The sequence below is a fragment of the Paraburkholderia sp. RCC_158 genome, from assembly GCF_041355255.1.
GTDB classification, from domain to species: Bacteria; Pseudomonadota; Gammaproteobacteria; order Burkholderiales; family Burkholderiaceae; genus Paraburkholderia; species Paraburkholderia graminis.
Genome location: NZ_JBFUPM010000012.1, coordinates 1 through 13232 on the forward strand (window position 1 = coordinate 1; position 13232 = coordinate 13232).

The 13232-nt window shown below is 59.8% G+C and carries 11 protein-coding genes and 2 pseudogenes; 7 read left to right on the forward strand and 6 right to left on the reverse strand.

What is annotated here, in order from left to right; genetic code table 11:
• Positions 1 to 192: 192 nt before the first annotated feature.
• Both istA and istB read left to right on the forward strand, forming a co-directional pair.
• Positions 193 to 1716 (forward strand): IS21 family transposase, encoded by a 1524-nt coding sequence (istA, locus tag AB6809_RS22130; RefSeq protein ID WP_310035151.1) that lies wholly within the window; start codon positions 193 to 195, stop codon positions 1714 to 1716.
• The gene (gene istB / locus AB6809_RS22135; protein ID WP_035971031.1) at positions 1709 to 2509 is read left to right on the forward strand and encodes an IS21-like element helper ATPase IstB; all 801 of its coding nucleotides are present in this window, start codon (positions 1709 to 1711) and stop codon (positions 2507 to 2509) included. Before istA ends, istB begins: the two co-directional genes overlap by 8 nt.
• A 652-nt stretch (positions 2510 to 3161) precedes the next feature.
• Here istB and AB6809_RS22140 read toward each other — a convergent pair.
• Both AB6809_RS22140 and AB6809_RS22145 read right to left on the reverse strand, forming a co-directional pair.
• Positions 3162 to 3464: pseudogene (locus AB6809_RS22140) on the reverse strand (nuclear transport factor 2 family protein); the annotation flags it as partial.
• Positions 3465 to 3716: 252 nt separating this feature from the next.
• Positions 3717 to 4532, reverse strand: a complete 816-nt coding sequence (locus AB6809_RS22145) for a class I SAM-dependent methyltransferase (protein WP_307252046.1) — start codon at positions 4530 to 4532, stop codon at positions 3717 to 3719.
• Positions 4533 to 5030: 498 nt separating this feature from the next.
• On the opposite strand from AB6809_RS22145, the gene AB6809_RS22150 reads away from it, so the two are divergent.
• On the forward strand, positions 5031 to 5462 hold the full coding sequence (locus AB6809_RS22150) for a PleD family two-component system response regulator (RefSeq protein WP_307252048.1): 432 nt from the start codon (positions 5031 to 5033) through the stop codon (positions 5460 to 5462).
• 168 nt (positions 5463 to 5630) lie between these two features.
• On the opposite strand, the gene AB6809_RS22155 is transcribed toward AB6809_RS22150, so the two are convergent.
• From AB6809_RS22155 to AB6809_RS22170, 4 genes are all read right to left on the reverse strand, one after another.
• Complete coding sequence (locus AB6809_RS22155; protein WP_307252050.1) at positions 5631 to 5948, reverse strand: H-NS histone family protein; 318 nt, start codon at positions 5946 to 5948, stop codon at positions 5631 to 5633.
• Between the two features lie 378 nt (positions 5949 to 6326).
• Entirely contained in the window at positions 6327 to 6902 is a 576-nt protein-coding gene (locus AB6809_RS22160; RefSeq protein ID WP_307252055.1) for a hypothetical protein, read from the reverse strand.
• A 381-nt stretch (positions 6903 to 7283) separates the two neighbouring features.
• Positions 7284 to 7514, reverse strand: coding sequence for a hypothetical protein (locus tag AB6809_RS22165; protein ID WP_307252057.1), 231 nt, complete (start codon positions 7512 to 7514; stop codon positions 7284 to 7286).
• Positions 7515 to 7712: 198 nt separating this feature from the next.
• On the reverse strand, positions 7713 to 7916 hold the full coding sequence (locus tag AB6809_RS22170; RefSeq protein WP_025527573.1) for a cold-shock protein: 204 nt from the start codon (positions 7914 to 7916) through the stop codon (positions 7713 to 7715).
• A gap of 561 nt (positions 7917 to 8477) precedes the next feature.
• Between AB6809_RS22170 and AB6809_RS22175 the strand changes: the two are divergent.
• From AB6809_RS22175 to AB6809_RS22190, 4 genes and pseudogenes are all read left to right on the forward strand, one after another.
• Positions 8478 to 8844: pseudogene (locus AB6809_RS22175) on the forward strand (integrase); the annotation flags it as partial.
• A 184-nt stretch (positions 8845 to 9028) separates the two neighbouring features.
• On the forward strand, positions 9029 to 9520 hold the full coding sequence (locus AB6809_RS22180) for a hypothetical protein (protein WP_371027175.1): 492 nt from the start codon (positions 9029 to 9031) through the stop codon (positions 9518 to 9520).
• 22 nt (positions 9521 to 9542) lie between these two features.
• Positions 9543 to 9947 carry an SET domain-containing protein gene (locus tag AB6809_RS22185; RefSeq protein ID WP_371027177.1) on the forward strand — a complete coding sequence of 135 codons (405 nt, stop codon included), beginning with the start codon at positions 9543 to 9545 and terminating at the stop codon, positions 9945 to 9947.
• A gap of 734 nt (positions 9948 to 10681) precedes the next feature.
• Positions 10682 to 13192: a type VI secretion system Vgr family protein gene (locus tag AB6809_RS22190; RefSeq protein WP_371027178.1), complete on the forward strand. Its 2511-nt coding sequence runs from the start codon at positions 10682 to 10684 to the stop codon at positions 13190 to 13192.
• Positions 13193 to 13232: the final 40 nt, after the last annotated feature.

The window sequence follows — 13232 nt, forward strand, 5'->3', positions numbered from 1 at the left end:
GTCGCCGTAGTAACCGTTGCTGATCGAGATGGCGCCCATCGCTTCGCAGAAGCCGTTGTTCGGCAGTGCGTTGAATTTGTTTACGCCGACCGAAAATTCAGCCACATGTAGGGATCGCGCCGACTGAAAACTGAGCCGGGCAATCAACCTATCCTGCTAGTTTTTCTGGCAGGGTGTTTGGGGATGATCCCGATGACGATGATTGGCAAGGTGCGGCGGATGTTCCACCGCCAGAACAAGTCGGTACGCGAGATAGCGCGTCTCACAAGCCTGTCGCGCAACACGATTAGTAAATATCTGAACATGGATGTTCAGGAGGAGCCGAAGTATCAGCGGCGCTCGCAGCCGACCCGGTTGACGCCGTTTCACGAGGTGCTGGTGCAGGCGCTCAGTGTCGACGCGCGGCGACCGAAGAAGGAACGCCGCACCGCCTGGATGCTGTTCCAGGAGATCAAGGCTGGCGGCTACGACGGTTGTTACTCGCGGGTGACCGATTTCATCCGGGCCTGGCGGCAAGGCGAAGGTAAGGCGGTTTCGAAGTCGGCGTTTGTGCCGTTGCGATTCGAACTGGGCGAGGCATTCCAGTTTGACTGGTCTGAAGAAGGACTGGTTGTCGGCGGCATTTACCGCAAGCTCCAGGTGTCGCACATGAAGCTATGTGCGTCGCGGGCGTTCTGGCTGGTTGCCTATCCGAGTCAGGGGCACGAGATGCTGTTCGATGCCCATACGCGCTCGTTCGCGGCTTTCGGCGGGGTGGCCCGCCGGGGCATTTATGACAATATGAAAACGGCCGTAGACAAGGTGCACAAAGGTAAGGGTCGCACGGTCAATCCGCGTTTCGCAGTGATGTGTTCGCACTATCTGTTCGATCCGGACTTCTGCAACGTCGCCAGTGGCTGGGAGAAAGGCGTCGTCGAGAAGAACGTGCAGGACAGCCGCCTGCGTATCTGGATTGAGGCGCGTGGGCAACGCTTCGGCAGTTTCGCCGAGCTGAATGCATGGCTGGCGACGCGGTGCCGGTCATTGTGGGATCAGGTGAAGCATCCTGACTATCGTGAGCTGAGTGTGGCCGACGTGTTCGAGCAGGAACGCGCCCATCTGATGCCGATGCCAACACCGTTTGACGGTTATGTTGAGCGTGCGGCACGAGTCTCGTCGACCTGCCTGGTGGTGATTGGCCGCAATCGCTACTCCGTGCCATGCGAATTCGCAGGCCAGATGCTCAGCACGCGACTCTATCCTGGCCGTGTTGTGGTGGTCGGCGACGATGCCGTGGTGGCCGAACACGATCGACTGGCCGACGAAGGACAGGTGCGATACCTGTGGCAGCACTACATCCCGCTGATCCAGCGCAAGCCAGGAGCCCTGCGCAACGGTGCGCCGTTCCAGGATATGCCCGAGCCGCTGCAACGGCTGCGTCGGGCGTTACTACGCGAGCCAGGTGGCGACCGGGTAATGGCTAAGGTTCTGGCGCTGGTCCCGGAAAGCGGTCTGGACGCCGTAGTGGTTGCCGTCGAACTTGCATTGGAGCAGGCGCCGCCCTCCGGGCGCGTGAGCGTCGAGCATGTGGTGAACGTGCTGTCGCGCATGCGCAGCGTGCAGATGCCGCCGAAGATCGATACTGCGCTACAACTGACGACACCGCCGCTGGCCGACACATCGCGCTACGACGGGCTGCGCCCGGCACTGCAACAGCCGGAGGCCGGTCATGCGTGATCTGATTGTCGAACTCAAACACTTGCGGCTGCACGGCATGGCTGCCGGCTGGACCGAACTGCTCGAACAGGTCAATGTCGAGGCGGCGTCTTCGCAATGGCTGCTCGAACGGCTGTTGCAGGCCGAGGTCGCGGATCGGGCCGTGCGTTCGGTCAGCCACCAGATGAACGCGGCGAAGTTCCCGGTGCATCGCGACATCGCGGGCTTCGACTTCGATGGCTCGCCGGTCGACCGCCAGCTCGTCACGCAACTGGCCGGCATGACGTTCACCGAGGGCGCGCACAACCTGGTTCTGGTCGGCGGCCCGGGCTCGGGCAAGACGCATCTGGCGACCGCCATCGGCGTGTCCGGCATCATGCACCACGGCAAGCGGGTGCGCTTCTACTCGACCGTGGATCTGGCCAACGCACTGGAGCAGGAGAAGGCGCAGGGACGCGCGGGGAGGATAGCGGCGAGCCTGCTTCGCCTCGACCTGGTCATTCTGGACGAACTCGGATATCTGCCCTTCAGCCAGGCCGGCGGGGCGTTGCTGTTCCACCTGCTGAGCCGCCTGTACGAGCACACGAGCGTTGCGGTGACGACGAATCTGGACTTCGCCGAATGGTCCAGTGTGTTCGGCGACGCGAAGATGACCACGGCATTGCTGGACAGGCTGACGCATCACTGCCACATCGTGGAAACCGGCAACGAAAGCTACCGTTTCCGCCATAGCAGCGCCAGTGCAAAGAAGCGTATCCGCTCGCGCGAAGCAGCGCGCAGAGCCGACGATGCGAGCGCGAACGAATCGGCCTGATCGTCGCTTGCCGCGCAGTGGAAGCCGCTACGGGCTACGCCCTTCGCAGCTTCCACTGCGCAATGCATCCTCATACGAAGGAGGACAACCACTCCGGAAACCCATACACTTATCCACAACCGGTCCTTCTTCAGGCCGGTCTCCACCCCGGCTCAAAGCTCGATCGGCGCGGTGGCTCAAAATTCATTCGGCGCGGACAGTTGAATTGACACGGGCAACCGTATGAGCAATTGCAGTTTATCAGTTCCGTGCCTTGGATTTCCCAGGGAGTCATGGTTGTGCTCCTTGTGTTCCGCGACGATTAGCGTGCTTCGAATCTAGTGTATGGCAGGGGGGAGGGAAGTCAAAGTTTGTGTTCACTGGGCGCACGGGCGATTATGATCGGCGTTACATATGATGCTTGGGCGCAGGAGCCAGCGGTCAGAACGGCCGCTACCTGATCCCAAATCTGCCATCGACCTTGAGTATGTCATCAGGCAACTACGGTCGCGTGCTGCCGACCGCCGAAGTTCCCAAGGCCCAGCGGTGTCTGCCGCGTGCATGAGGCAGTGCCCCGGCAGAACGAGTCGTCGTTAGTCGGCGAGTGGCGCGGCGACATCGGCGCGAGCCGCGCGTCTCGCGCACAGGCTTAGCGCGCGTGCAGGCGCCCTCACTATCGATGCGCCGCCGCTTCCGCCGCGGTATCGTGGTACTCAGTAAACTTCGTGATCTTTCCGTTTTCGATCGTGAATACGTGCGCCCACTGGTCCTCGTACGTGCTCCTGATCGAAAGGACATGCCAGCGCTGCGTGCCGAGTACCACGACCCTATCGCCGCTGGCGATGAACACGAGCGGCTCAAACCGTTCCGCGGTCTGCGTCGACGCAAGGGTCCCAAAGAACGCCGCTACCTCCTGCGGCCCATGTCTGCTGCCGACGAACGGAATGATGTCCGTCGGCCCCGGTATGAACCAGTCGACGTTTTCGGAGAGCGTCTACAGGACGCCGTCGATATCGGGCCTGCCGAACGCCGCGTACGCCTGCTGCACGAGTTGCACGTTGCTTTGCTCGCTCATCGCCCCGTCCCGTCATCGCCGGTTCGCGGCCTTGCGCTGCGGAGTTCGGGCCGCAGACAATTCATCATAGTCGAACCGCCGTGCCACACACGTTAGACTCGCGGGCAATCGAGCGATCTATCAACGTTGATTCGATATGAGCAATCCGAGACTCTACGATCTTGCCGCCACGATCACATGCGCCTGAATTTTGCCAGCCACCGGCCCTTCGCCATAGCGGTTGGCAATCGCCTCCGTCGCTCTGTCCGTAGCGAGCTGAAGCAAGCCGGCGTCGCGCGCCTCGATTTCGTTGCGCAGCGGCGTTCCCAGGCAATAAGCGGTGGCGGCGTCGCGTGCCGAGGCCGCGCAACTCACCTTCTCGCGTGTCTCGATCTCGATGTCGGCGAACCCTGCACGGTTCAACTCCTCTCGGATCAGTGCGATATCGTGATAGCCATGCGGCGTGCGGGCGAGGAATCTCGGCGGGTCGAGCGGAAACACCGTGGCGACGGCGTTGGTGACCTCGTCGGCAAAGGCGTTCTCTTCCATGCGGTCCCAGACATTGAATACAAAGCGGCCGCCCGGCCTCAGCATGCGATGCGCCTCGACGTAGCCGACGACCCGGTTGGGGAAAAACATCGCGCCGAACTGGCAGCAAACGACGTCGAACGAGGCATCTTCGAACGGCAGATCCAGCGCGTCTGCCTGCTTCCATTCGATACGGTTGTCGGCCCCCTGCCTGGTGGCGGCATAGTCGAGCATGAGCTGATTGAGGTCGGTCACCACGTAGCGCGCGCCAGCGCAGAGCTTTGGAGCAAGGGCCCGCGTGACTACGCCGCTGCCGGCCGCCGTTTCAAGCACCGAACGGGGCGAGGAGGCCGCGATAAGCTCCGCCAGATCGGCGGCATAGGCCTCGAAGATGAGCGGGACCATCAGCGTGTCATAGAACTTCGGGATTGAGCCCGCAAACGCCTTGTCGCACTCAGTCATGATATCCCCCTGAAAGCTCATAATGGCGCCCGTGACGATCCATTCCAGAGCGCACCAAGCCCCAGCCTGATCGCGCATTGGTGACCATCTGCCATGGTGGCCGCGCATGCCTGCCTCGTCAACGTCGTCCGGCGATCTTTTCCAACATGCTTGCCTTTTCTTGGCATCGCTCTCGCGGTGATGCTGCGAATGGCGGCTAGTGGGCGAGAAATCTCAGACGCCGTACGGCCGATATGGGTCAGCTACGGTCCGCTGCACGGTGCATTGCTTGGAACTAGGCCGTCGGCGGCATCGGGCACCGTTCGGCCATCTGCTGTCCTTCCACGGGCCGCGCAAGCGAACGCTCAGACGTCAAATCTTCACTGAACTTCGGACGGTTACAGATTGGACACTTTGAGGCACGCGACATCGCATTGGACCCCCGACGCACCCCCAGACTAGCCTGTTATGCTCCAGGTATGCTGCATGCGGCGCGTGCCTGTCCATGCGAGAGCAGTCATGCAAAACATTCCATTTTCTGAACCGCCTGTACTTTTCAGAAAGCGACAACTTACGCTGAACGGAAATTCTGCGCGCGTCCTTGCGGTTGACGATAGCCGGGCGAACGCTGAGGCATTGGCAGCATCCCTGGCGATTGACGGACTGGAGACGCGCTTTGCATTGAGTGGGGTTGACGCGATCCAGATGCTAAATTTCTGGCAACCGCACGTGTTCGTTCTAGACATCAGCATGCCGGAACATAATGGCTTCGCGGTAGCAAGAGTGCTGCGGAACATGCCTGCCAGCCGCGATGCAGGCATCATTGCGTTTACCGCGTTGGGGAAAGCTGAGTTTGTCGCGACCGGTCCCATCGTTGACTTCGACGGCTACTGCCGGAAAGGAGGATCGCACGCGCCGCTTTTGAAGATGATCAATGGGATGCTTATATAGCCGCCTCGCCGAAGCTGAGGCCTCAGGATTAAGCGGTCGCATTCGGAATGCGTAACCGACAGTGCGGTAAGCAAACCAGCGCGTACCGAGTCAATCTGCGAAGCGGGAGCGATAGCAAGAGCTAAGAAAATGCACGGCTCAGGTAACCGACAGGCAGGCAGGGTCTGACTAACGGGGGCTCGGCCGCGCGAGTGGACTGCCTGCGAATGGGTCGTTCGTCCAGTCTGCGCCTGTCTGCGAGGGCGGCTTGATCACTGACCCCGACGATAGCTCGAAGTGCCCGATGGATTGCCCGGCACTAATCGCCTGCTTCAGCCATTGAGGCGTAGCCCCTTCGCCGCTCCAGCTATCGCCATTCGCGCTGCGGTAGCGGTCAGCTTCCGGTACGGCCGCGAGTGCGGTGGCGAGATCGTCCGGGCTGATGCCGAAGTCCTCCATGCGGTGCCGGAGATAGGCAATCATGCTGTCTCGCTTGCGTTCGTCCATGAACCTATTTCCCTTTCAATCGTGTCCGATGCTTGTCTTGACGACAAAAACGGCAAAGCTCGCCAAGTAAGTACGCTCTTCGCATTTTTTGCGGCGCCAACTAGTCGTCGGGACCAAGGATGACGTCGATTGACGCCTGACCAGCGACCTCCGCGACGAAGTAAGCCCAACGGCGCGAAAACGGTCCGCCGGGAACCTTGATACGCAGGCCTAGCGCCGCTACTCCCGGGATGGGCGTCGGTCCCTGTATGCGAAACCACGCGTCAAACATGTCTTCGGAAGTCGGCACGAGGTCAACATCAATCTCAAACCCGCGATACTTCACCGTTCTCGGCATACTGCTCCTTCACATTCCACAATACAGCTCAGTCTGCTGCTTCACAGGCTCTGCACCGCACCCACGTAGCTCTTCGTCGCGTCTTTCAGTTGCTGTGCCGCGGCCTGCACAGGCGTTGGCAACTCGCTCAGCGCAAGTTGGGTGACAACACCATCCAGCCTCCTGCGAAGCTCTATCACGAGATCCATGACACTGGCGTCGCCGACACGGCGACGGTTGCTCTGCCGGGAGCCCACCAGCGAGCAATCGACAAGACGGTCGACCTTGCGAAAGTAGGCTTGGGCTGCCAGACGGTGCCTTGCATGGAGCGATGCGATGTTCGACTTTGAGAGGCAATCTCTCACGACATCGACATTCATGCCGAAATGAATCTGCAAAGCGTCCGATGCATCCGCCCGGTGAAAACATGCCACCTGGTCGAACAGCGTCTCGCCATCTCCGTCGATCAGATCAATCCAGACCTCACCGTCTTCGAGAGCGTGTCCCGAGGGATGAATCACCCGTTCGTCCTCATTGGCGGCAGCGAGCATCCGGTGGCCGTCGACATCATCAACCGGCATTTCGAAAATCTCGACCAGTTCCCCGCTTACCGCGACCTGCATGATCAATAACGCCATATCTGCTCCTAGTGATGCGATTGACGGGAATAGCGTTGTGTCGATCAGGCGACCGGATCCCGTGATCCGATTGAGTGACGTTCTGGCGGGCGCAAGCTTAAGCAGCTTTGAGGCGCTTCATTGCGACGTTGTGTGAGCAGTATGATCGGCGCTGATGTGACAGGCGTGATGGGCTTTCTCGCATCATGCGGTGGGGATCCTGCGCGCCCATCTCCATCGGCCTACTGGCGAGGGGCCAAGCGGTGTCGCCGCAATGCAATCAGTTCATGCAGGCAGAGGTGCTCTTGCTGTGTATCGTTGTGATCTGACGGGGTCCGCACCCGTGGCTCGTCGATTCTGGACGCCGTCCATCTTGCCGCTACTATGCAAGTGTATTGCCGACTATCCGCGACTGTCGACCCAGTCGCGTGCCCAACTGGTAGCGTGTCCCAGAGCCTGCGTCTCGTTATCGAAATAGTCGAGCGCGTGGAACTTGTAGCAAACCGGATCAGCCTCAAGGGCATCACCCCTGGCGAGCAGAAGGTTGGCGGCAAACCAGCCGTCCGGCAACCGATGTGCAGAAGGGGAGACTGAATAACCGTTGTAGTGGTGAAGATGTTTATTATTTTGCATAAGCAATAACCGCGCGACGCCCGTACGACATCTATATCGTACAAGGGGCTTAAATTGAAAATGAAGCGAGACGGATCGTGTCGAAAGACAAATGACGCGCACGGACGAACGCGGCGATCAGATCGGGAGCGCACGGCTCCGCGAGGATACTAGTCAGGCAGACATGCAAAGGGCCGGTAGACCGGCCCTTGAAATACGTTACTGCGGCGAGATGTTCGCGGCCTGCATACCCTTCGGGCCGCGCTTTGTCTCGTAGCTCACCTTCTGGTTTTCTGCGAGCGTCTTGAAACCGTCGCCGCGAACTTCCGAGAAGTGAGCGAAGAGATCGTCGCCGCCTGCGTCAGGGGTGATGAAGCCAAAGCCTTTGCTATCGTTGAACCACTTAACAGTACCGGTATCCATGAGAATTCCTTGAGATAAAAACAACAGCTCCATTGCGGAACGACATAAACTTCAAGGAAGAGGAGAGGATAGCGAGTACCGCGCAGAAGGGGCGGAAAATGATGATCAGCAATCGAACTTCTTGAATATTTCGAGGGTCACAATACCTCGGCGAGCAGAGGCTGTCAACGCATATCGTGAAGCGAGCTCGCGATCAAGCATCGCGTCGGTGACTTGATCATTACCGGAAATTTTATTGGCCCAAGGAATGCTCCGTGGGCGCTCGTTTGTTAAGCAGAAACGACTGCCGCCTAGGACCTCTGGCTGCGGATAACTATAGCTGCGCAGATTGTGCGTCCGTGCAAGCCTTCGAACACTTGTCGCAAGGTCGGTTCGGTAAGGTTGTGATTACGATCGGTAACGTGTGCGTGCTGCGTCCAGCGTTGGCGTAAATTCATCGGCCGGACCTTACCAGTTAGCGGCCATCCATAGTGAAATGCAATGAATGACCGTAACGGGTCGGGCTCCGTCTGTTGCTGGTCGGTGCAGAGCGATTCTCCTTCCGTCGAAAGGAGAATTGTCATGGAAGCCATTGATGTAGGCAGCGCGCGGCGAGTGCCATGGAACAAGGGAAAGCTGACAGGCCAAAAGCCACCACTCAAGCTTATGGAGATTTGGGCGATCCGTATTCGCTTACAGCTCGCCACACGGACGCGAGACCTGGCACTGTTCAACCTTGCGATCGACAGCAAGCTACGCGCGTGCGATCTCACGCGATTTCGAATATCGGACATACGCCTCAGCTCGCGCGGCGCGGGCGACGATCATGCAGCAGAAGACGAGACGGCCGGTGCAGTTCGAGATCACCGAGCAGACACATACGAGTGTAGAGGCGTGGATGCGAGCCGCAGCGCTTTCGGGCAGCGAGTATCTGTTTCGGAGTCGCATCCGCCGAATCTTGGCCAATATGCTCACGGTTATCACTCCGTTCTCCTGCTTGGCGTCCAAGCAGGCAGTTGAACATGTGGGTCAATTTTCGATGCAAATTTCTAGCGGAAGTGAGGCAGTTTTATACGCGTGTCAACAGGCGGATCGCTTCCCGGACATCGTTGCAGTTTCGTAAATGGATTACGATGGCGGATTCAAACGGCGTCAAGCTGATCTTGCCCCGCTCTATGCCTCAAAATCGCCGTAAACGGCTCTCTGCAAACGGGGCACCCCGGAAGCCGCTGAGCAAAACCATGCTGTTGCCACATACAGCAGCCTACGTCCGGGAAGTCGTCCTGCGCAACCATCTCGCTCTCGCTGCTTTCCGATGTGGTCAGGGTAATGGCGAACTGCTGGCAGAACTAGTCAAGGCGCTCTATGTTACCTGGTACCTTCAGGAGACCGGGTACGGAGCACTCGACCATGCGCTTTACCTCGAGGCAGAGCGCATCCTGGACCTCGCCGCCAGAAGCGCGAGCAGGCGCATATGGCTCATCGAGGAGAAGGACTGCGCGCCGATTACCCGGCTTCTCGATCTGCGCGAACAGCAGTTGCTCTCTGCCCCGGTGCACGCGGTCAACGAAGCTCGGGCGCGCATGGTTCATTTCGGCAGGAGCGACAGGCGATCACCCTGGTAGCGAAGGCAACGGCTTTGCGGAGGTGACCGTCGCCCAGGCAGTGCCAGGCCGGCTCAATGCACAGGTGCGTATGCTCGAGTACACCGGCACCGTAATGAGCTGGAAGCGCGCGAAAAGTCGCCATCGGCGATTCGGAGAGGAGGGGCATACGTTCCTCTTCGGCCTTTCGAACGGGGGCGTCATCGACGGTTCGCTTGGCGGCAACAGCGCGCGCTGGCTGAACCACGCCTGTGTCGCCAACTGCGAGGCCGTCGAGGATGATGGACGGGTCTACATTCAGGCTGTATCGGATATTGAGCCGGGTGAGGAACTGTTCATCGCCTACGGTTTGACGACAGACGGTCGCTCCTCAGCTGCGGTGCGGGCGCAGTATGCCTGCCGCTGCGGTCACCGCCGGTGCCGCGGAACGATGCTCGCAGGTGCTTAGACAGCGTATGGCAACGTCCCCGCGTCAGGTTGAGAAGCGCTGGTAACGCTACGGGATCGGCTGGCGGGAACGCGACCGCTGGGGCGCACGTGATCTGCATCGCAGACCATCTCTACTGTAAGCGTTGCCTCATCATCGTCTGTTCATAGGTGCGCGGAGTCGGCAATCCAGTTCCACCAGTTCAAGTCGGAATCGGGACGGCGGAAACGAAGGCTCCAGGTCGGCGAGCCGGGCCTAGGAGTAAGCGCGCATTGGACGGCGAGGCGGGAGAGGATTTGTGTCTGGGGCGTCGCAGTTCTCATTCCGACAGATTGCTAGCGTCGGGCGAGGGGAGGGCCGGCCATCAACCGGTGGCAAGTTACAGCATGCGTTCTATGTGACCGAATCTATCCGAAAAAATGACGTTTATGTATGCGTCGTTATGGAGTTGATCGCATTCATCGATTTGACAGGATTTGACGCAACGTCAATATGGCGCCGGCTATTGATTCGGGTAAAATCGCGCGCATGGTTAATCTGGTAATAATGGCAGCATATTTTCAGGTTTATGCGACGTGGGTAATCGGAGCGATGCTGACATGAGGATTCAGGCTTGCCTTTTTCTGTTTCGGTCGGTTTTGTCGGCATTTCCTATACCAACAGGCTCCATTTTCTATAGACAGGCACTCTCGAAGTAAACAGGCTGCCCCGGTTTGAGCGGCGGCCGTAAGCGTTTTCCATACACGGGGTTCAGCATGGCTTACGAACAGCTGCAGGGGGCGCTGCGCGCCGGCTACGCGCAGCGGGGGCGTCTTAACAAACTCGATACGCCGCTTGGCGAGGACTGGCTCGTACCACTGTACGTGAAAGGTTCGGCCCGTCTTGGAGGCAATTTCGAATTCACTGTTGATGCCGTGTCGGCACACGGTGAAAAAATCAGGCTCGGCGCGCTCGTGCTGAAACCGGTGACGCTGTGGATTCAGCAGAATGATGGCAGCTATATGCCGATTCACGGTTACGTGCAGCATGCCCGCCGCTTGGGAAGCGATGGGCCGATGACGTATTACCAGATCCAGTTCTCGTCATGGCTAAGCTTCCTCAAGCTCAGCAGTGACTGCCGCGACTGGCAGGAAGCCGACGGCAGGCAGATCCTGTCCGATGTGTTCGCCAAGACCCCGCAGGCGCAGGGTCAGTATCGCTTCGATCTGCGCGCGCCCATCCGCTCGTATTCGCAGCGGGTGCAGTGGGAGGACGACTGGAACTTCGTCTACCGCAGCATGGAAGAGGTCGGCATTTTCCCGCGCTTCGAATTCGCGAAAGACGGCAAGTCCCACACCGTCGTCATCATGGACGATCTGTACTTCGTTCCGCCGTTGCCGGAGCAGGTGGTGAAATTCAGCCGTTCGGATATGAGCGCGGAATTCGACGGACTGACGCAGTGGAGCGAGCAGCAGGATACGCAAAGCGAAGCGATTACGACGAACACCTTCGACTACATGCGACCGGACCTGCCAAAGGAGATCAGTTCCCCCGCGTTCAATCAGGACGAACTGCCCGCGCAGGGTGAGAAGTACATCTATACCGGCGGGTACTCGTGGTCGGACAGCGAGATGGGCGAAGCGCAGGCACGCATTCGCGCGGAGGAAATGGCGAGCCGCGCGAAACGCTATTTCGGCGTCGGCAGCCTGCGGTGCGCACTACCCGGCTACTGGTACAGGCTCGATGGCCACCCCGTTCACGACAGCGAACCAGCAGACGAACGTGAGATGGCGATCATCGCCGTCGACTGGCTGATCCAGAACAACGTGCCGGGTATTGAAGCCCTCGCGCGGTTCCCGCGCAGCCTGCGCGCCGAAGTCGAACAGGCGCGCGCGGCGGGTGCCGGATCGACTGTTCGTCACACGGACGGCAGTGCGGGATTCTTTCAGGTAGAGATCGAAGCGCAGCGACGGCGCGTGCCGTTCCGCAGCCCGCTCACACATCAGAAACCCGAGATGCATCTGCAGACGGGTATCGTCGGCACGCCGGAGAACGAAGAGATTTTTACCGACTCCCTGAACCGCTCAAAGGTCTGGCTTTCGTGGAGCCGCAAGGGGCGCAACGAACGTGCGTCGGCTTGGATTCGCGCGGCGATGCCGGATGCGGGAAGTCAACGCGGCGGCCACTTCGCCTTGAGGAAGGGCGACGAAGTGCTTGTCGGTTTCGTGAACGGCGACTGCGACAGGCCTGTGATCATTTCGAGGCTGCATGGGGGCGCGACAAAACCGGTGTTCCACTCGCATGGCCTGTTTTCCGGTCACCGTTCGAAGGAGTACGGTGGCGATGGTTTTAACGAAATCCTGATGGATGATGCCAGCGGGCAGAATCGGTTGAGTCTGTACTCAACGAGTTACAGCACCGGCCTTCACATGGGGTATCTGATCCAGCATACGGACAATACGCGCGGGCCGTTCATCGGCACCGGTTTCGATCTGAGCTCGGGAGCGTATGGCGCGTTGCGCGCGGCGCAGGGCATGGTCATTTCGACGCAACCCGTCTCCACACAGCCGCTGAATGTCGCGGCAGCCACCGGGCAACTGGCGGGCGCGGAGGCGGTCCTCGAAACCGTCTCGAAGGCGAGCGAGACCAACCGCGGCGAGAGCCTGCAGGATGGTCACGATGCGCTCAAGACGTTCACCGACGCGACGGAACACAGCGTGGCGGGCTCGGTTGGCAAGGGTGGCCGTACGGCGGGCGGCGGCACGGGCAACGCGAACGGCTTCTCGAAGCCGGTCATGGTGCTGTCCAGTCCTGAAGGCATTGCGGCGAGCACGCAGCAGTCGGTCCACCTGGCGGCCGACGAGCACGTCAACACCGTCGCGCGAAAGAACATCATCTTCGCCGCAGGCAAGTCGTTGCTTGCGAGTGTGATGGACGGCATCAGCCTGTTCGCGCAGAACCTTGGCATCAAGCTTATCGCGGGGAAAGGAAAGATTGACGTTCAGGCGCTCAGCGACGCGATGAACCTGCTTGCGCAACTGGATGTGAAAGTGGAGAGCGCAACGGGCCGTCTGATCCTCACGGCCAAAGAGGAAGTGTGGCTTGGCGCGGGTGGTTCGTACATCAGCATCAAGGGCGCGGGAATCGAGAACGTCACCACCGGGCACATTCTTGAACGCTGCGCATCGTGGGACAAGCCTGGCGCGGCAAGTGCGACGAACCTCGACCCGTTGCAGGCAACACCCGTCGCGACGAAAGGCGGACGGGGTCTGTCGTTTTCCGGCTGACCTCGGCCACCGTAGAACATCTGTCATGAATCACAACGGG

Coding starts and splice junctions, on each gene's coding strand:
- istA (WP_310035151.1), top strand. CDS start 193: ATGACGATGATTGGCAAGGTGCGGCGGATGTTCCACCGCCAGAACAAG.
- istB (WP_035971031.1), top strand. CDS start 1,709: ATGCGTGATCTGATTGTCGAACTCAAACACTTGCGGCTGCACGGCATG.
- AB6809_RS22145 (WP_307252046.1), bottom strand. CDS start 4,532: ATGACTGAGTGCGACAAGGCGTTTGCGGGCTCAATCCCGAAGTTCTAT.
- AB6809_RS22150 (WP_307252048.1), top strand. CDS start 5,031: ATGCAAAACATTCCATTTTCTGAACCGCCTGTACTTTTCAGAAAGCGA.
- AB6809_RS22155 (WP_307252050.1), bottom strand. CDS start 5,948: ATGGACGAACGCAAGCGAGACAGCATGATTGCCTATCTCCGGCACCGC.
- AB6809_RS22160 (WP_307252055.1), bottom strand. CDS start 6,902: ATGGCGTTATTGATCATGCAGGTCGCGGTAAGCGGGGAACTGGTCGAG.
- AB6809_RS22165 (WP_307252057.1), bottom strand. CDS start 7,514: ATGCAAAATAATAAACATCTTCACCACTACAACGGTTATTCAGTCTCC.
- AB6809_RS22170 (WP_025527573.1), bottom strand. CDS start 7,916: ATGGATACCGGTACTGTTAAGTGGTTCAACGATAGCAAAGGCTTTGGC.
- AB6809_RS22180 (WP_371027175.1), top strand. CDS start 9,029: ATGGCGGATTCAAACGGCGTCAAGCTGATCTTGCCCCGCTCTATGCCT.
- AB6809_RS22190 (WP_371027178.1), top strand. CDS start 10,682: ATGGCTTACGAACAGCTGCAGGGGGCGCTGCGCGCCGGCTACGCGCAG.